Source organism: Deltaproteobacteria bacterium (assembly GCA_016208165.1).
Taxonomy (GTDB): domain Bacteria; phylum Desulfobacterota; class Desulfarculia; order JACQYL01; family JACQYL01; genus JACQYL01.
Genome location: JACQYL010000027.1, coordinates 31,903 through 50,704, shown reverse-complemented (window position 1 = coordinate 50,704; position 18,802 = coordinate 31,903). Strand labels below are relative to the sequence as shown.

At 55.6% G+C, this 18,802-nt stretch carries 19 protein-coding genes; 13 read left to right on the top strand and 6 right to left on the bottom strand.

Translation table 11 applies throughout. The annotated features are described in order from the left end of the window. On the bottom strand, positions 1 to 641 hold a 641-nt coding region (locus HY788_05905), incomplete at its 3' end, for a PAS domain-containing protein (protein MBI4773704.1). Positions 642 to 907: 266 nt separating this feature from the next. On the opposite strand from HY788_05905, the gene HY788_05900 reads away from it, so the two are divergent. The 9 genes from HY788_05900 to HY788_05860 all read left to right on the top strand — a co-directional run bounded on the left by HY788_05900 (position 908) and on the right by HY788_05860 (position 10,345). Continuing rightward, positions 908 to 1,771, top strand: a complete 864-nt coding sequence (locus tag HY788_05900) for an SDR family NAD(P)-dependent oxidoreductase (protein MBI4773703.1) — start codon at positions 908 to 910, stop codon at positions 1,769 to 1,771. A gap of 112 nt (positions 1,772 to 1,883) precedes the next feature. After that, positions 1,884 to 2,180 (top strand): hypothetical protein, encoded by a 297-nt coding sequence (locus tag HY788_05895; GenBank protein MBI4773702.1) that lies wholly within the window; start codon positions 1,884 to 1,886, stop codon positions 2,178 to 2,180. A gap of 232 nt (positions 2,181 to 2,412) precedes the next feature. Beyond that, a complete protein-coding gene (locus HY788_05890) occupies positions 2,413 to 4,056 on the top strand; it encodes an acyl-CoA synthetase (GenBank protein MBI4773701.1) in 1,644 nt (547 codons plus the stop codon). 68 nt (positions 4,057 to 4,124) lie between these two features. Next, on the top strand, positions 4,125 to 5,240 hold the full coding sequence (gene dctP, locus HY788_05885; GenBank protein MBI4773700.1) for a TRAP transporter substrate-binding protein DctP: 1,116 nt from the start codon (positions 4,125 to 4,127) through the stop codon (positions 5,238 to 5,240). A gap of 77 nt (positions 5,241 to 5,317) precedes the next feature. Then, entirely contained in the window at positions 5,318 to 5,827 is a 510-nt protein-coding gene (locus HY788_05880) for a TRAP transporter small permease subunit (GenBank protein MBI4773699.1), read from the top strand. Then, on the top strand, positions 5,827 to 7,158 hold the full coding sequence (locus tag HY788_05875; protein ID MBI4773698.1) for a TRAP transporter large permease subunit: 1,332 nt from the start codon (positions 5,827 to 5,829) through the stop codon (positions 7,156 to 7,158). The genes HY788_05880 and HY788_05875 overlap by 1 nt, the downstream gene beginning before the upstream one ends. 30 nt (positions 7,159 to 7,188) lie before the next feature. Continuing rightward, positions 7,189 to 7,425 carry a hypothetical protein gene (locus HY788_05870; GenBank protein ID MBI4773697.1) on the top strand — a complete coding sequence of 79 codons (237 nt, stop codon included), beginning with the start codon at positions 7,189 to 7,191 and terminating at the stop codon, positions 7,423 to 7,425. 128 nt (positions 7,426 to 7,553) lie between these two features. Continuing rightward, on the top strand, positions 7,554 to 8,378 hold the full coding sequence (locus tag HY788_05865) for a cytidylate kinase family protein (protein ID MBI4773696.1): 825 nt from the start codon (positions 7,554 to 7,556) through the stop codon (positions 8,376 to 8,378). A gap of 14 nt (positions 8,379 to 8,392) precedes the next feature. Next, positions 8,393 to 10,345: an acetoacetate--CoA ligase gene (locus tag HY788_05860; protein ID MBI4773695.1), complete on the top strand. Its 1,953-nt coding sequence runs from the start codon at positions 8,393 to 8,395 to the stop codon at positions 10,343 to 10,345. A 98-nt stretch (positions 10,346 to 10,443) separates the two neighbouring features. On the opposite strand, the gene HY788_05855 is transcribed toward HY788_05860, so the two are convergent. The 3 genes from HY788_05855 to HY788_05845 form a co-directional block, all read right to left on the bottom strand. Then, positions 10,444 to 11,205 (bottom strand): 4Fe-4S binding protein, encoded by a 762-nt coding sequence (locus HY788_05855; protein MBI4773694.1) that lies wholly within the window; start codon positions 11,203 to 11,205, stop codon positions 10,444 to 10,446. Between the two features lie 34 nt (positions 11,206 to 11,239). After that, a complete protein-coding gene (locus tag HY788_05850) occupies positions 11,240 to 13,360 on the bottom strand; it encodes an FAD-dependent oxidoreductase (GenBank protein ID MBI4773693.1) in 2,121 nt (706 codons plus the stop codon). 220 nt (positions 13,361 to 13,580) lie between these two features. Continuing rightward, positions 13,581 to 14,336: a CDP-alcohol phosphatidyltransferase family protein gene (locus HY788_05845; GenBank protein ID MBI4773692.1), complete on the bottom strand. Its 756-nt coding sequence runs from the start codon at positions 14,334 to 14,336 to the stop codon at positions 13,581 to 13,583. A 311-nt stretch (positions 14,337 to 14,647) separates the two neighbouring features. On the opposite strand from HY788_05845, the gene HY788_05840 reads away from it, so the two are divergent. Then, entirely contained in the window at positions 14,648 to 15,454 is an 807-nt protein-coding gene (locus tag HY788_05840) for a formyl transferase (protein ID MBI4773691.1), read from the top strand. Positions 15,455 to 15,491: 37 nt separating this feature from the next. On the opposite strand, the gene HY788_05835 is transcribed toward HY788_05840, so the two are convergent. Beyond that, positions 15,492 to 16,079 (bottom strand): CoA pyrophosphatase, encoded by a 588-nt coding sequence (locus HY788_05835; protein MBI4773690.1) that lies wholly within the window; start codon positions 16,077 to 16,079, stop codon positions 15,492 to 15,494. Between the two features lie 72 nt (positions 16,080 to 16,151). Here HY788_05835 and HY788_05830 point away from each other — a divergent pair, with 72 nt between their 5' ends. The 3 genes from HY788_05830 (at position 16,152) to HY788_05820 (ending at position 18,200) form a co-directional block, all read left to right on the top strand. After that, complete coding sequence (locus HY788_05830; protein ID MBI4773689.1) at positions 16,152 to 16,568, top strand: hypothetical protein; 417 nt, start codon at positions 16,152 to 16,154, stop codon at positions 16,566 to 16,568. Positions 16,569 to 16,597: 29 nt separating this feature from the next. Then, positions 16,598 to 17,296 (top strand): helix-turn-helix transcriptional regulator, encoded by a 699-nt coding sequence (locus HY788_05825; protein ID MBI4773688.1) that lies wholly within the window; start codon positions 16,598 to 16,600, stop codon positions 17,294 to 17,296. Positions 17,297 to 17,822: 526 nt separating this feature from the next. Further along, the gene (locus HY788_05820) at positions 17,823 to 18,200 is read left to right on the top strand and encodes a MerR family transcriptional regulator (protein MBI4773687.1); all 378 of its coding nucleotides are present in this window, start codon (positions 17,823 to 17,825) and stop codon (positions 18,198 to 18,200) included. A 219-nt stretch (positions 18,201 to 18,419) separates the two neighbouring features. Here the strand turns inward: HY788_05820 and HY788_05815 are convergent, their stop codons facing one another. Then, the gene (locus tag HY788_05815) at positions 18,420 to 18,800 is read right to left on the bottom strand and encodes a helix-turn-helix transcriptional regulator (GenBank protein ID MBI4773686.1); all 381 of its coding nucleotides are present in this window, start codon (positions 18,798 to 18,800) and stop codon (positions 18,420 to 18,422) included. Between the last annotated feature and the right edge of the window lie 2 nt (positions 18,801 to 18,802).

The window sequence follows — 18,802 nt, the reverse complement described above, 5'->3', positions numbered from 1 at the left end:
TGGATGGCTTGGCCGAACAATTCCTTGCCAGTGCCCGACTCGCCGCTGATCAACACGGGCAGGTTCGTGTCCGCCGCCTTGAGCGCCTGCCTCTTCAACCCAACGATGGCCGGACTGATTCCTTTTATGCTTTCAAACGTATAGCGCGTGGAACGCAGTGAGCTGAGTTCCTTTTCATACAGTTTGACTTTGGATTCCAGAAGTTTCAGCTTGCGGGCCAGATTCCGGACGTCTCGGACATTTTTGAACATCACCTGGCCGTACACGGCGATGACTTTTCCTTTCTCCTTAATGGGAATGCGCTGCACGACCATGTCTCGTCCCTTGATCCGCTGGGTGACGTTTATTTCCGGTTTACCGGTTTTGGCCACAATGTGCATGCGAGTGTTTTCGATCACTTCGGTAGCATGCCTACCGACCTGTTCTTTTGGATCCACTCCTAAGAACCGCCCGTACGGCTCGTTGAAGTGGGTGACGTATCCTTCGGCATCGGTAACAATCACGCCGTTGTAAATGCTGTTGAGAATGAGGTCGGACATTTTGAGCCGTTGCAGGAGTTGTTGCTCGATGGGGGTGGTTGTCTCGTCCTGTTCTATGATGGGCTCGGGCACGGGGGGCAATTGTTGTGGCTCTCGGGTCATTCGCGTCCTCCCGGATTTGTATGAATTATGATACATGTAGCCAATTTGGTAGCATATTCTACCAGCTCCGTATCGGCGGAGGCAAGGATAAACGGATCCCCCGCACGTGAAACACAAAACCGTTTTAACCGTGATTTCGGTTTCTTACATGTCTCCTGCTTCGGGATCACGAGGAAAAGTACAGAAAAGACCCGGACTGGAACGACATTTGCTTACTCTTATAGCGTCACGTCCTTCCAGCCAATTTCGAGCAAAGGAGCCCCACCATGGAGATTGCCGAGCCGACGATTGCAAGGGAAGACATCCTCTTTCTCGATGACCCGGACTTCAATCCCGACCATGTATGCATCATAACGGGGGCGGCCGGCGGAATCGGTCGAGCCGCGTGCATTGCCGCGGCCGCCAACAATCTGATGACCGTCGGACTGGATGTTAACGAGGAAGAAGGAAACAACACCGTCAAGATGGCCCGGGAAATGGGCGGGCAGATGATCTTCATCAAAACGGATCTCACCAAAGATTCAGAAATGGAGTACGCTGTTGCCGAGGCGGCCAAAATGGGTACAATCAGGTATCTGGTCAATGTGGCGGGCATACAGCACATCGATTATGTCGAAGATTTCCCGATTGAAAAATACGATCTCATGCAAAGCATCATGGTGCGCGCTCCATTCTATCTTTCCAAATTAACCATTCCTCACATGAAACGATCGAAGGACGGGCGCGGGGTCATCGGACACATGGCCTCGGTGCATGCTCACATATCCACGATCTGCAAATCGTCGTATAATATTACCAAGTTCGGACTTAGAGCGCTGGCCCAGTCCATTTCCGCGGAAGGTGATGGACGAGTCCGCTCATTTACGGTGAGCACCGGATTTGTGAGAACGGCCTTGGCCCTCAATCAAATACCCGCACAGGCGAAAAAACGCGGCATTAGCCATGAACAGGTGGTACGGGATGTCATGATGGGAAGCTCCCGATTGAAGGAAATGATGAGCCCCATCGAAGTGGCGAATCTGTTCATGTTCGGCTTTTCCAGATTTGCCAAATACCTTGTGGGCGGCGATTTGCTGTTCGATGGGGGCATGGTGCTCACGTATTGCGAGGCCAGGCCGCCGGGCCAATAGTTACGGACCGCGAGCCGGGACGTTCGGACGCGCCTGAAGCCCGGCTGTTTCATCCGCCCGTTCCGCAAAGGGTGAAGTGGGGGAGCCCCCGGCATACCGGAAAGATCGAGACATGATGGAATCCGTCAAGCTCGTATTAGCGTTCGTTTTTCTCATCCTGGTTTACTTTCTCACCCGCTTGGCCACGGCGCGCCGGCAGCACAAGGCCGCAACTTCCATTATCGAAGAGCTGAAAGAAAAGCGGGCCTTGGATCTCTTTTCAGCCACGGAACTTCCTTACGCACATGCGGCCTGGTTGAGATTCGGGCTCAAGGACTACCGTCGTAACGCGTTGAAGTCCTTGGTATCCGTTGGAATTATCGTGAGAACGGAAGATAATAAATACTATTTGAGAAGCCGGGAAGCCTGACTATCAGAGCCGTATCCCTTGTATCAATAGCGTTGTCAGCGAGTCCCCGAGGGAGTAAGATTCAAGAAGCACCTACGCAGAGCCCGCTTCCGTCCTGAACCGTACCGTGAATGAGCAAAAGTTCGGGTCGGCGTCATTTCATTATGCGTTAGCCGCCGAGCCGGCCTAACTTGGAGATAGGGGAGGACTGTTCAACCAACATTTCTCAGAGCTTGCTTCCAAAGGAGACATCGTGCTTAAGCCAGCCAACACGTACGAAGAGGTCTACAGCGCTTTCCGGTGGGGGATGCCCGAATTCTACAACATCGGCGTCGATGTCTGCGACAAGTGGGCCGAAGAACGCTACAGGTTGGCCTTGATTTACGAGGACGAAACGGGGGCGGTGGACAAGTACAGCTTTTGGGACCTGCAGCTCCTGTCCAACCGATTGGCCAACGTGCTGAAGGCCCACGGCATAGAACGCGGGGACCGGGTCGGCATCCTGCTTCCCCAGCGCCCCGAAACCGGACTGGCGCACATCGCGGTATACAAGCTCGGAGCCATCGCGGTCCCGCTCTTCACCCTGTTCGGCCCGGAAGCCCTCGAGTACAGATTGGGCAACAGTGAAACCAAAGCAGTCATCACCGATGCAGTCAACGCCGAGAAGCTTTCAGGCATCAGAGACAAACTCCCCGGTCTAAAGGTAATCATCCAGTCCGGAGGAGAAATCCCGGACGGCGTCTTGGACTTCTGGGGCTCCCTGGAGAAGGCCTCGAGCCGATTCGATCCGGTGGTAACCAGAGCCGAGGACCCGGCCCTGCTGATCTACACATCCGGAACCACCGGGCCCCCCAAGGGAGCGTTGCACGCTAACAGAACTCTTCTCGGGCACCTGCCGGGCGTCGAGTTCCCCCACAATTTCTTCCCCCGGAAAGGGGACCTGTTCTGGACACCGGCCGACTGGGCTTGGGCCGGAGGGCTTCTGGACGTTTTGCTGCCCTCGTGGCATTTCGGAATTCCGGTAGTAGCCCACCGTGCGCGAAAGTTCGACCCCGAGTATGCCTTTCATATCATCGCCAAGTACGGCGTTCGCAACTCCTTCCTGCCCCCCACCGCCCTGAAAATGATGCGGCAGGTATCTCACCCCCGCCAACGTCACGAGTACGACATGCGAACCATCGGCTCGGGAGGAGAACCTATGGGAGAAGAGCTCCTCGAGTGGGGACGTGAGACCATGGGCCTCACCATCAACGAATTCTACGGCATGACCGAAGTAAACCTGGTGGTGGGTAACTGCGCCGACATCATGGAGGTCCGCGCCGGTTCCATGGGTCTGCCCATTCCGGGCCACGCGGTGGAAGTCATCGACGAACAGGGCAACCCGATGCCGCCGGATCAGGTGGGCGAAATCGCCGTAAAAAGGCCCGATCCCGTCATGTTCTTGGAGTACTGGCGTAATCCCGAAGCCACCCAGGGGAAGTTCAGAGGGGAATGGTATCTCTCCGGCGATCTGGCCCGGAAAGACAAGGACGGCTACCTGTGGTTCGTGGGCCGATCGGACGATTTGATCACGAGCAGCGGATACCGCATCGGGCCGGCCGAGATCGAGGAATGTCTTATCAAACATCCGGCCGTGGCCATGGCCGCGGTAATCGGAGCTCCCGATGAGGTTCGGGGCGAAATCGTCAAAGCCTTTATCCTTCCCCAATCGGGTGTTCACCCGAACCCGGAATTGGCCGAGGAGATCAAGCGGTTTGTCAAAACGCGGTTGGCGGCTCACGAATATCCGCGCGAACTGGAATTCGTAGACGAACTGCCCACAACGGCCACCGGTAAGATCAAAAGAAGGGATTTACGGAACCGAGAACTGGAAAAGAAAGCGGCTGAAAGGAGGTGAAAGGCTGTCAATACCCTTTGATGCACATTAACCCAAATCATACCTCTATGTGAAAGGGGGAGCAACGCATGAAGAAGAGTATTTGGTGCATGCTGTTCATCGTGGTGCTGGCAGGGAGCTTGATTTTTGGCGCATTGGGCACGTCCTTCGCGGCCGACAAGATCAAGTGGAAGATGACCTCGACCTGGTCTCCTGCTATCAACCTCTATTATGGAGAGAAGGAACTCGTCAAGTATGTCAAAGAGATGACCGAGGGCAATTTCGATATCCAGTACTTCCCCGGCGGATCTTTGATGGGAGCCTTCGAAGTGTTTGACGCCTGCTCCAAGGGCACCGTGCAGGCGGCCGGAGACTGGCCGTCGTACTGGGCGAGCAAGGATCCGGCCTTTGACTTTCTGGGCTCCTTTCCCTTCGGCTTCACCAACATGGACTATATCATCTGGCTGTATCAATTCGATGGTCTCGAGCTGGTGCAAGAGCTGTTCGGCAAGTACGGAATGACCTATTTCTGCCTGGGCGCCACCCCCATGGAATCGGGCTTCCGCACCACCACGAAAACGGGTCCCATCAAAACCATAGACGATTACAAAGGACTCAAGCTCCGGACGCCGTCAAGGGCCACCATCTGGATCCTCGAGCAACTCGGCGCAGCACCGGTTAAGATGGCCGGCGGCGAGATCTATCTGGCCATGGAGAGGGGCGTGCTCGATGGGGCCGAATTCAGCAGTCCGGGTATCGACTGGGAGATGGGCTTTGCCGAGATCACCAAATACTGGAGCGTGCCTTGCTGGTTCCAGCCTTCTTCCGAGCTGGGTGTGATGGTCAATCTCGAGGCCTTCAATGCGCTGCCCAAGGAATACCAGGCCATATTCAAGTACGCCTGCCAGGCGGCCGCAGTCAAGGCCACGGCCTTTTACGAGGCCGACTCCGCCCGGGCGATCGAGAAATTCAGACAGAAAGGCATCGAGATTGTCACCCTGGACGACGCCAGCATCAAGAAGCTGGAAGATCTGGCCGGCCAGTATTGCATTTCAGCAGCCAAAGAGTCCGAGGCCTACGCCAAGATCCTTAAATCTCAAATGCTCTACCTCAAGCAATACAAAGATTGGCGGGATATGTCCGGCGAGTTCGGTTTCGGCCGTCACCCGGCCTACGTGGACAAGGTTCTGGACGCACTGAAATAAATGGGCAAATAACCGGATTGGGGCCTCGAAGTTTTACCGGCGAGGCCCCGGCACAAATAAACAGGGAAGATATAAACATGCTGGCCTTGCAAAAGATTCTGCGGATGATCGACGGATTGAGCGAGTGGAGCGGCAGACTGTTCATTTGGCTGATCGTACCGCTCACCGTCATGGTGGTGTACGAAGTCATAGCGAGGTATTTCTTAAGATCTCCCCACATCTGGGCGCCGGAAATCACCATGCTCTTCTTCGGTCCCCATTTCATGCTGGTGGCCGCCTACACCCTTCTCCATCATGGGCATGTGCGCATCGATTTGGTGTACGGCCGGTTTTCGCCTCGGGTCAGGGGAATCCTGGACATCATCACCTATCTGATCTTTTTCTTTCCCTTTTGTTTCATTATGCTGCAGCAAGGATGGATCTATGCCGCCACATCCTGGGCACAGAATGAAACCAGCGGCTCGGCCGCCTTGCCGATTGTCCCGTATATCAAGTCGGTGATCCCGGTCACGGCCGGTATGCTGTTGCTGCAAGGTCTGGCCACTTTCCTTCGAAGTGTCATGCTCGCGGTCAGAGGGGAGGAATAATGGAACCCGAAGTTATTGCCATAGGAATGTTCGCGGGGTTGCTGATCGGCCTTTTCATGGGGCACCCTCTGGCCTTTGTTCTGGGCGGCCTGGCGGTCGTGTTCGGTTACTTCGGATGGGGATCGGCGTCCTTCTACATGTTCATCAACCGTACGTACGATGTTATGGACGGCTATATTCTGGTGGCCATCCCCCTGTTTATCTTCATGGCCCAATTCCTGGATCAATCGGGGGTGGCCGAAGATCTTTTCGATACCATGCGCCACCTGTTCGGCCCGGTGCGGGGAGGCATCGGCATCGCCGTGGTGGTCGTTTCCACCCTTTTTGGGGCCTGCACCGGCATCATCGGCGCCTCGGTGGTGACCATGGGGCTCCTGGGCATGCCGGTCATGCTCAAATACGGCTACGAGCACAAGATGGCGGCCGGCCTCATTTGCGCCGGAGGCACCCTGGGAATCCTGATCCCGCCCAGTATCATGCTGGTGGTCATGTCCGATCAGTCCGGCGTACCGACCGTCAGCGTAGGCAAGCTGTTCGCCGGGGCCATTATCCCCGGCCTGATCTTGTCGGCGCTATACATCCTCTACATCCTGATCAAATGCTATTTCAAGCCTGAGGCCGGTCCGGCCGTCAGCCGGGAAGAGCGAGCGGCGGTTTCGAAAAAAACGCTGGCCCTCATGGTGACCAAGTCTCTGGTTCCCCCCATGATTCTCATATTGGGGGTGCTCGGATCCATGTTCTTGGGATGGGCCACGCCCACCGAGGCCGCGGGAGTGGGCGCCGCTTTGGCCTTCATGATGATGGTCGTTTACGGCAAGTTCTCGTGGCGCGGTCTTTATAACGCCGTGGTCAACACGGCCCGCACTACCTCCATGGTGATCATCATCCTGGTCGGCGCCAGTTGCTTCACGGGTGTTTTCATCGGCACCGGCGGAGGCGATGTGGTCAAGGACACGATCCTGGGCCTCGGCCTGGGCAAGTGGGGCACCTTCATTGTGATGATGGTCGTTTACTTCATCTTGGGCATGTTCATTGACTGGATCGGAATCGTTCTCATCACTTTCCCAATTTTCCTGCCCATCGCCGCGGAGCTGGGTTTCGACAAACTATGGTTCATTGTAACCGTAGCCGTGATGTTGCAGGATTCTTTTCTGACCCCTCCCTTCGGATATGCGCTGTTCTACCTGAAGGGCGTAGCTCCGCCGGAAGTGACCACGGCGGAAATCTATTTTGGCGCCTTCCCGTTCTGGCACCTCATGGAGGTGGGGCTGATCATTGTCGTCATATGGCCGGAGACCATCACCTGGCTCCCATCGGTGCTGATAAAATGAGAATCTCGTAACGGGAGCGGGCCGGAACGAGTGACGAGAGGGCGCGACTCCCTGGAGGCGACCGTCCGGCCCGCCCCTGCTGAAGAGAATACCGTTCCGGACTTGCCGAGGAAAGGCCTCCTGAGGGGCGCTGCGGGCCGGGATCATCCTGCCGCCGCCTCGGGACGAGTTTTTGTGCATTCCGGGCTGGACATGCGAGAACGATCTCGTTACGATCCCATCCGGTGCGAGGATCAGCACCGGACCACCAGGCTCCTGATGGGGTGAACCCGTAACGGATCCCGTTCGGACGACCCCCTTGGGCAACCCGACCACGGCTGATACCGGTCCGGCTGAGGCGACCGACCCCGAGAGCGCCGGGGGTTTTCCGAAGCCGAATTCATCAAGGAGGACTCATGGGAGTAGTGATTGTATCCAGACAGGTGGGAAGCTACGGCGATGAAATCGCCGCCTTGACGGCCCAGAAGTTGAACTACGAGCTTATCGGACGGGAGAAGGCCCACGAATTGGCCGACGCCTGCGATCCGGACTTCAAGGACGCCTGCCGGCTGTACGAACGGGAAATACCCAAGAGTTTTTGGGAACGCTTCTTTCTCAACAATCTGGCTTACGCCAGCCTGTTCGAGTCGCTCAACTACGACGTGGCCGCGAGAGGCAATGTCGTCATCCTCGGGCGAGGGGCCCAAATCGTATTGTCCGGGGTCCCCGGGGTCGTCAAGGTGAGAGTCGTGGCCCCCCTCGACATCCGGGTGGACAGAGTCGCGAAAGATCAGAATATGAAAAGGGAACAGGCCGAGGATTTCGTCCACAAGTATGGTCATCAGAGGCGCGCCCTGATCCAACAGATCTACCACCGGGACCTCTCGGACTGGTCCCTGTACGACATGGTGCTGAACACGGCGGCCATGACCGTCGAGCAAGGCGCGGAACTGATTCAGCACGCCGCAAAAATGATGATACCGCCACCCAATAGAAGCGAAGTGAAAGCCTTTCTCCAACGGCAGGCTCAGGCGAAGCTGCTTGAGAGCGCCATCCGGAAAGAAGTGGGCGCGGACGCTTACCGGCCCATCGAGGTAACCTCCCCGAAGCCGTCGGTGATGGTCATCACAGGCCATGTCGGCGACAAGATGGTGAAAGAAAAAGTACTCAAAATTGCCAGGAATTTCAAAGGGGTGAGCGAAGTGGAAGACCGATTGGCCACGACAGCGCTAACCTTCTAACGAGGACGAGTGTCATGGACAAACCGTTGTGGACACCCACGGAAGAGCAGATTGCCCGGGCAAATATGACCCGCTTCATCGGTTTCGTAAACGAGCGTTGCGGCAAGAAGCTAGAGACCTACGAGGAATTGTGGCAGTGGTCCGTGGAAGCCATTCCCGAATTCTGGGATGCCTGGTGGGAGTTCTTGGGCGTCATACATTCCCGCAAGCATGACCGGGTAGTCGACGACGTCGCCAAGATGCCGGGGGCCCGGTGGTTCGATGGCGCCGAGATGAACTTCGCCGAGAACCTATTACGCTACCGTGATGACCGAGTTGCCCTGATTTTTAAAAGCGAGGCCAAGCCTTCAACGAGCATCACTTACAGGGAACTCTACCACCAGGTGGCCCGCATGGCCAAGTCCCTCAAGGAGGCCGGCGTGCGGAAAGGCGACCGGGTCGCGGGATTCATGCCCAACATGACTGAAACTGTTGTCGCCATGCTGGCCGCCACCAGCATGGGCGCCCTGTGGTCCTCCTGCTCGCCGGACTTTGGAATCAAAGGGGTGTTGGACCGTTTCGGCCAGATTGAACCCAAAGTCCTTTTCACGGCTGACGGGTACTTTTATAATGGCAAGACCTTCGATTCGATCGAACGCATGTCCGGGATTCTGAAGGAACTGCCCGCCACGGAAAAAGTGGTGGTGGTCCCCTATGTGAACGAAGAGCCCGACATCGGCGGCCTGCCGCGATCCATAAACTGGAACGACTTCATAGCTCCGGACGCAGGTCTCGAAATCGACTTCGTACAACTGCCCTTCAGCCATCCGCTATACGTTATGTACTCATCCGGCACCACGGGAAAACCGAAGTGCATGGTTCAGAGCCAGGGCGGAGTCCTGTTGAACCAACTCAAAGAACAGATTCTTCACTGTGACCTGAAGCGGGAAGATATCCTTTTCTATTTCACCACTTGCGGGTGGATGATGTGGAACTGGGTGGCCTGCTCCCTAGGCGTTGGAAACACGGCCATGCTCTATGACGGCTCCCCATTCCATCCCGACCCCGAAACACTTTGGAAGCTGGCGGAGGAGGAAAAAATCACGGTCTTCGGCACCAGCGCCCGCTATCTTACCGCCATCGACCAGGCGGGGATAAAACCCGGCGAGAGATATGACCTTTCTTCTGTGCGAGCCGTGATTTCCACTGGATCTCCCCTGCCGGCCGAGGGCTTCGAGTACGTTTACAGGGACATCAAACCGGATGTGCATTTGGCCTCCATCTCGGGCGGCACCGACATCAACGGGTGTTTTGTGGCCGGCAATCCCATTGGGCCGGTCTATGCCGGACAGATCCAGTGCCGCTGCCTGGGCATGAAGGTCTTCGCTTACGACGAAAAAGGCCGGCCGGTGTATAACCGGACAGGAGAACTCGTTTGCACGGCGGCGTTCCCCTCCATGCCCATCTACTTTTGGGACGATCCGGAAGGAGAGAAATACTTGAACGCTTACTTCCGACAGTATCCCGGCGTTTGGTGTCACGGAGACTTCATTGAAATCTCCGATCAGGGGGGAATCGTTATTTACGGCCGCTCCGATGCAACCCTGAATCCTGGAGGCGTCCGCATCGGCACCGCGGACATTTACAGCGTGATCGAGACCATGCCGGAAGTAGCTGACAGTATTGTGGTGGGACAGGATTGGGAAAGCGATGTAAGGGTGGTTCTCTTCGTAAAATTGAACAAGGGCTACGAACTCGATGACAAGCTTCTCGCCCGTATCAGAACCGCCATTCGTGTCAACACGAGCCCCCGGCACGTACCCGCCAAAATCATCCGGGTCGCGGACATCCCCTACACTATAAACATGAAGAAAGTGGAGCTGGCCGTCCGAAACGTCATTCACGGCCGGCCGGTAACCAACCGAGACGCACTGGCCAACCCGGAAGCGTTGGATCTTTATAAGGAACTGCCCGAGTTAAAGAGCTGACGCATCAGATCTAGTCGGGCATCGAGATTGAAGCCTTAAACCGCGATATCAAAGACACGTCGGGGAACTCATTTCCCCGACGTGTCTTTCGGTTCTCGTTAGGCCCTGGCCTGCTTTCGTAAGGGCTGACTGAGCATTTCTTTGGTTTCCCGATAGAAGGTTCGCAAAGGAATGTTTGCGGGGCAGACTTCTTCACACAGGCCGCATTCAATGCAGAGATCCACCATGTGAATGGCCCGGGTCATATGCCAGAAGGGGTTTTCCGGCGGGATGTCTCCCGTCGAGAGATGTTCATCCGAGTCCAACGTGCACTCGTAGCAGAAGCACATGGGGCAGATCTCGCGGCAGCCATAACACTTGATACACCGGTTGAACTCGTTTCTCCAGTAGGCCATCCGCTCGCTCAAACTCAGCTCTTTCAACGGATCGTCCGAGTAATCCCCGGCGTCCACCACTTCTTCCTCGGAAACCACATCCGGGTAAGGCTTATTGCACCGGCAGGCCTCGGCCAAGTCCGATGGACACGCGATTCCAATCATGATCACCCTTTTCGGGTCGAGCTGGTTGGCTTGAAAAAGCCGAAGCACCCCGCGCTCGTCGCATCCCCTCACCAGAACGCCGAACGTGCCGAACGGATGGGATCGCATAAACCTTCTCAGGATCAGGTTTAACGGATACCGGACATCCCCTGCCCGATTCCGATCCCCGAGCGACAGGTCGTCCAGTTCCGAGGGGTCCTGGAACCAGTAAGGCACTACTTTTCCATATTCGTCGTTTTTTAGACCAAGGAAAGCCTGGATTCGTTTCTCCTCCAACAGCTGCTTGACCCGTGCTATGATCGCCTGCTTTGTTTGACTCATATCCGCTGCTTCGCTCATATCCGCTCGACCCGGTTCAGGCCGCCTCCATCTCGTTTTCGTCACGACTCCGTTCGTAACAGATCAGTCCACAGTTCAGGCAAAGCTTCGCTTCCTCTTTCGCCATCTCCTGGGTCAACTTGAGATCTTCATGTGTAAAACTGAATCCATCCTCTTCAGCTCCCAAATCGGGAAGCCGCTTTCGAGGCGCCGGTAGAACGTCTTGTAACTGCTGTATGTTCTGAAGACACGAACTTGGCTTGATCGCCAGTTCAGGCCATTCGACCGGAAGACCTTTTAAGTACCGATCCACGGATCGCGCGAGCTTGCGTCCGGCGCCGATAGCCTCGACCAGCGATTTGTAATCGCTGACGGTGGCGCCGGTGTCGAACATTCCAATCTGTCCTTGAGGCGAAGCCGTTTTATACGCGTCTATGGTACGCCATTTAATGGGCCGGTCCGAAGGTTTTTCTTCAGTCTCTCCATCTGCTTTTTCAGGGGCGTCGGTTCGAACAAAGATCAGTTCCGGATATCGAGCAATGGCCGTTATGATCCGGTTCGTCTCGATGACCCGTTCCGACCTCGCTTTCAGGCGAGGCCGCGTATCCGGAGAAGTTCCCTCGTCGGCCGGCCGTATCCTCATGATCTCCAATCCTGTCAGAGCATCTCCTTCGCCTATCAGGCCGGTGGGAACGCCGGCGAATTCGAACCTCACTCCCGCGCTCGTCGCCCCCGCCAGATCAAACCCCAAAGAGGCCAACTCTTCCTCGGTTTTCCGGCAGATCATGGTGATTTGATTCTTACCGTCTTGCGCCAGCATAACGGCCATGTTCAGGGAAGCGCGAGAGTCACCGACGATCGCCACTTTGGATCCTGTGGGTATGTCAAGCGATCCGGCCGCCAGGGCCATCGTCAAGGGCATCAGCAACATGTTTCCGGGAACAATCTCTTCCAAATGTGTTTTTTCGCGCAGCATCAGGCTGTCCCATCCGCCGGCAGCCAGGACAACGGTGTCATAACCTTCTCTCAGCAGATCCGGCAAATCGAAATCCCGTCCCATCTTGACTCCCGTTTTAGCTGTCACGCCGGATTGCAGAATTCCTTCGATTTCCCAGTCCAGGACATCCATGGGGAGCCTGTAATCCGCGATCACGGTCCGGAGCAAGCCTCCGAGTTGTGGTTGGGCCTCATATACCGTGGCGCTGTGCCCCAACCGCGTCAAGAAGTACGCGGCGCTCAATCCCTCGGCGCCGCCGCCGATAACGGCGACCCGTTTGTCGGTGCTCGGTAGGCCCGCAGGGACGATCCGTTCGCCGCTGTTCATTTCGTACTCCGCGGCAAACCGTTTCAAATGATTGATACTGATCGGTTGATCGGCCAGTCCCCGGCGGCACTGATATTCACACGGATGGGGGCAAATACGCCCGCACACCAGCGGAAACGGGTTGTTATACTTGATGATTTCCACGGCCTTCCGATAATCGCCCTGAGCTATGGCCTGGATGTAATCGGGAATTCGGATCTCGGCCGGGCACGTCCGTTGACACGGAGCCGTGCATTCGTCCGTCTGATACAGGTGTTTCAAGCGACGGGAACCCGAACTCAGTTTGATGATATGCTTGGGACAGACACGTTCGCAGGTTCCGCAGCCCGTGCAGAGGTCCAGATTGACAACAGGCAGACCCGACTCGCTCATAGTAATGGCTCCGAAAGGGCATTCGCGAGCGCAGGTGCCTAGCCCGAGGCAACCGATAGTGCATTCCTTGGCGCCTCCGCCCATTAAAATGGCGGCCCTGCAGTCCGTGACCCCGCTGTACTTGAACCTGAGGTCCGCCCTGTCGAGACCGTACTTACATCCGGGGACGGCGATTTCAGGTTCCTTTGCAGAGACTTCCAATCCGAGGATGGCCGCCACCGCTTTAGCCACATTCGGTCCGCCTCCCACGCACGCGTTGGGCGCCAGCGTGCCGCTTACCATAGCCACGGCCGCGGAGCTGCAGCCGGCGGAGCCGCATCCTCCACAGTTAGCTCCTGGCAGGGCTTCTTCTACTTCGAGAATCTTCGGATCCACGTATACGTAAAAGAGCTTCGAAGCGACACTGAGTCCCAAGCCTGCCAGAAGTCCCAAACCGCCTATAGCTAATGCCGCATCCAGCATGTGATGTTCTCCTTGATTGTGAAAAAATTTTCTTGCATCGAGTAATATACATACTAATGTTGGTTTTACCAAGTGAAAAAGTCAAGTGAGCCGCATCCGGACCCTCAACAAAAAGAATACCGCTGCCTCGATTCGGTCGACATCGTACCCCGATGCGCGGAGGCGCATAACCTGGCCGCACCATCGGGTTCCACGGTCACCGGCGCTCAGGGAACCGTTTTTATTCCGTAGGTTTCCACTCCGGCGGGCATCTCGTCGCCCTTTCCTTGGCTCTGATGTCAGCCTTGAGCTGTCGGTACGTGAATACCATCCTCCTGATGATGGTCAGAGATTGAAACAGGCAAATCAACATCAGACCCGGCAGCCAGTGTCCGATCAGTCCGAAATAGATCAGCAACGCCAGTCGTTCCGGTCGCCCGCCCAACAGACTGACCTCACACGAGGCGATTTGCGTTTCGGCTCGAGCCCTCGAGTAACTCACCACCTGCGCCGTCACCGTAGCGTATAGGGCCAATATCCCGGAAAAGAACTCGCCATCGGCCAGAAGACGAAACGCCACGCCGGAAAAAATGAAACCGTCCGACAATCGGTCCAGAACCGAATCCAGTACACTCCCGAATCGAGTTCCGAGATTGTACATTCGGGATAGTAAACCGTCCCAAACGTCGCAAAGTGCGGCGCCTGCAATTGTTAACAGGCACCCCGCCGGCGTCCACCCGGCGGCAAAGCATACCGCGGCCGCCAGCGAGAGCAGAGACCCTGCGATGGTGAGCTGATTGGGTGTGACCCCCGCTTCGCGCATCCACGGGAGAATGGACCTCGAGCCCAGCCCCATGAGTCCAAAGACTCCGCAGATTATAACCACGGTCCATGATATGTCGAATGTGTAGGCCGATGCCAGCAGAACGGCGCCCGCTGCTAAGACCAAAACCCAGGTAGGCAGTCTACCCAGCATTTTTTCGTAGTTCGAATACATCGTTTCTGAAAGCCGAGTCCATGGCCGTTCCCGAGAGTCCTGACAGCTAGAAAAGGAATTCGACCAAACCGTTCTTCAACCTGATCGCGCCACCGTCTTTCAGCCACGGAGGACTCGGCTCCGACATCGAGCCCGGGAGGGTCGTCCGTGAAACCCTCGAGCCGTGTTATTTACTATAAACGACGGTCAAGAGGTTGAAAGCGTTTATCCCTTTCTTTATATTGGGCGTTCAGATAAGCCTGACCCCACGCAGAAACGGCGGCTCGGCATCCGCCTCCGATTTCTCAGTCTCGAACGGAAAGGACACGCCTATGCCCCAAACCCCCATTTTCGACGCCAAGACCCAAAAGAGGCCCATGCGCGTAGCGGGTTTTATGTCCGGTTCAGGCACCAACATCACAAAGTTAGTGGGACTGCAACATAGATTGCGCGCCGAAACGGACGAATGCCCGTTCGAAGTGGTGTTCATATTCAGCGACCGAAGCGATGGCGGATCTCAAGGCGAAAAAATCGCTCTTGCCGCCGGTGTTCCATATTTCAGCTACGATATCCGGCGCTTTCATACCATCCGGGGACTGCGCCGCAGCGTCGCCGCTTCCGAAGGACTCGAGGCTCGGCAAGCTTACGATGAGACGGCCAAGAAACTGGTCGAGGCCTTCGAGGTGGACGTTGTCGCTCTTGGAGGTTACATGAGTTACATCACGTTGCCCCGGTGCGTCAATGTCCATCCTGCTGATCTCACCATCAAGAGCGCCCACGGTTCCAGACGTTTCGTGGGTGACGACGCTGTCAGAGACGCCATATTGGCGGGCGAAACGGCTCTTAGGGCGTCCACCTTATGGACGGACGAGGGCGTGGACACGGGTCCTGTTTTGCTCGTATCTCGGCCGGTAAAAGTACGGTTACCCCTCGACCTCGAGAGACTGCGAAAGGATGAAGCTCTGTTGGACAAAGTCGTGACCGAAAACCAGGAACGTCTGAAGGAGGTCGGTGATTGGGAGATTTTTCCCAAAACCATCCTCTGGATCGCGCAAGGACGCTTCGGCCTGGACGAAAACGGCGCCGTGTACCTGGACGGAGCCCCTCTGGCGGACGGCTATCGGCTCGAGGAAGAATAACAGACCCATACTGCCAAAGCAGGAGGGACCCGAGGTGTCAGGGGACACACGTTTGGTCTCTCGTCAGCAGAGAACCCAGGCTTTCCTTGAGCTGATCGAGGATTCGAAGTGTCGCTCCCCAGATGACGGCTCCATCGTACCGATAATATTGTCTGTAAAGCGTCACCCCTTCGAAGTTGAAGGGTCCGAAATCCAGGTTGGATTCATCAAAAATGAACGACAGAGGCACCTCGATGATTTCATCGACCTCGATGGGGCTCACCACGTAACGGTACGGATGAGGAATGACGCCCACAAAAGGAGTAATGACATAATCCGTAATGGTACGACTCTGGTCCAGTTTGCCGAGAACCTCTACATCTTCCGGTTTTATGCCTACCTCCTCGTATGTTTCACGCAAGGCGGTATCCGCCAGATCCCGATCCTCCGAATGAACCGCGCCACCGGGAAAGGAGATCTGCCCCTTGTGGTGTCGGACCGTGTCCGTTCGCCTCGTAAAGAGCGCGTGCACGGCGCCCTCCTTGCAGAACAACGGGATGAGAACGGCGGCAGGCGTTAAAGCCGTCGAGCCGTCAATGCGCCTCCACGGCCGGTTCTCCAGTATATTTTTAATTTTTTCTTTCATGGTCGATATAAACGCGATAGAATGTGCCAAATAGTTTTAACATACCATATCACATGAGGACAACAACCTAATATGAAGAACAACGAAACAGTCCCTTCCAGAGAGGTTCACGCCAAGGTTATCTCACTGGCTGAACATCGGGAAAAGAAACTGGGTGAACGGCCATGCAATGGGTTTTGCCTAACCTGCAAGCGGATCAACGATTGCGAAGAATTCTTGGAGCAATTGGAGCAGGAATGGTCGGAAGAACTCAAGGAAATCGATCGAGAACAGAGCGACCGGATATACACGGTGTCTATGCCTGCGGGGGAAGGAAGACGCTTCGTGGGCGTTCTGGAGGAGACGCTTTTGTTTCAGTTCGTGGAGCACCGTACCCAACGGAACAAAATGTACGTCAGCACTGAAAAGGAAACCGTCAGCCGGCTTATGGTGGCGGAGCTTATGGATCTTGATATCGATTTCTGTTTCTTTTCTACGGAACGGGAATGATTCCTCAGATCGAAACGGGACGGCTAGGTATGACGGACAAAAAGAAAGATTCCACGTACGGTGAGTTCCTGAACGCTTACGACGAGTATTCCGAGCCGCAAAAAGTCCGGGATTTCCTAGACGACATCAGCGCCTACGCGAAGCAGAAGTCGGAACCGGAACGTGCGGAACGGGTAGGCGAACGAGTGAAGCAGGTCCGGGAGCAGAAAGGATTGACGCTCGAGGACTTGGCCTCACGAACAGGTTACACCACGGAATTGCTGAAAGAGATCGAAGAAGAGCTGGTTTCCCCGCCTCTTGGCGTACTGATCAAGCTGAGTAAAGCCCTCGACATGAAGATGGGCTATCTGATCACCGGCGGTGAATCCAAGCCGTACACCATCCTGCGAAAGCATGAAAGACGCCCTGTCAGCCGCTACGCCTCCAAGAAAGGGAAACGTTATGGATACGCATACGAGTCCCTGGCGCCCGGGAAAAAAGACCGGCACATGGAGCCGTTTCTGGTCACACTCGAACCTGCGGATGTGGAAGAAGAGCGGTCCACACACGACGGCCAGGAATTTATATTTGTGATGGACGGCGCCATGGAAGTGCTCTTGGGAGACGAAAGGCACGTGCTGTATCCTGGAGACTGCATATACTACGACAGCACGGTGCCCCATCTGGTGAGATGCCACCAGAGCGAAGTCACCCGCATTTTAGCGGTATTGTACGCTCCTTCCCATTAAGCCCGGCCGCCTTCGCCCGGCCCCAAGGCCAAACAGCCCATTTACCGATCTTCAGGCGATATCGGATCTTTTTCCATTCAGAAGGGCGAGTTCGTTCGATCTAGGTAGGGCGCGGCGCGCCTTCCCTTACTCGATTTCCTCACCCCGCGCGGCTGCCTGCGAAAAGAGTTCGCAAACCGATTCAAATAGGACCCAAGATCGTTCTTTCGAGACCGTTTCGCTATTTCAGGAACAGTTTCCAAGGCTTTCGGCTGAATGCGCGCCGGCATTATTTCGTGAGCCGCGGTATCCCTTCTTTCTTCCTGCCAAACTTGTTCGTGTTTTGAACAACATGGACATAAAAGGTACGGTTTGTGTAAAATAATCTAAAGTTATTTGGCCCAATTCCGATGAAGTTAGTAAATCTCATGTACACGTTTCTATGCTTGATGAGGAGGTTTAGTGTCATAAGCTAAGAGGCGTAGAATGGGCTTGCCGGAACTGGACCGATGTCGATGAATGGTCTGGCTACACAGGGAGGTGTGGAATGTTCACTTCCGGTATTCACCTGCTCTTGCGCGTCCAACCGGAAAAGAAGTTTACATCATCCGAGGTCAGCGCTCAGCTCAACGTCCCTCGGAGCACGTTGAGGTATTGGGAAAAGGAGTTCGCGGATTTCATTTCGACCCAGGAGACGAGTGGTAAACACCGTCGGTATGGCCCAAGAGAGGTCGAGATCCTGAAGGAGATCAAAGAACTCCTCGAGGTAAAAAAGTATACGATAGCCGGCGCGAAACGTAGGATGAGTGTCAACAGAGACGTTGGGAGTGTTGAACAGGTACTGGGAAAAGCAATGCAGGAATTGGATGGGGGTAGACCCCTGAACGAGGTGGCTACCAAACTGAAGAGGAAACTCGATCTGTAACCTTTATGACATCTCTCTTTAGCGTTCTCTGCCGATTCAACTGAAAGCCGCCGTGAGACTCGTCAAGGAAAAAAGGATGCGTCCACATACTCGGGGGCGTACGGGCAAGGGCGGATCACCGGCAGACCATGCAGACATGGGGGAGGTTGAGGGGATACTCATCCCGCGGGCCTTTAGACCCGGGTGACGGGCTTCCGCACATCCGGGTCGAAATGCGCCCTATTCTCTCACATGGATGAGGCCTTGTTGAATCAAGTCGAGAATATGGTCGTCATCAAGAGCATAATAAACCATCTTGCCTTCTTTCCGGTTTCGTACCAACCGCAGCGTTCTCAGCAACCGTAACTGGTGGCTGGTCGCAGATTCGGAAATGCGCAGCAGGGCCGAAAGATCGCATACGCACAGTTCCTCGCCGGAAAGCGCCATCAGGATCTTGATTCTGGTGGGGTCGCCCATGATCTTGAAGGTTTCCGCCAGCCGCCCGGTTTCATTTTCCGTCGGCAGAGCCGTTCTCGCGCGTCGCACCCGATCCACATCTACGGCGCGGACCTCACAGATCTCGTCCGTGCATCCTTCTTCTTCTTCTCGCTGGGAAACCATAT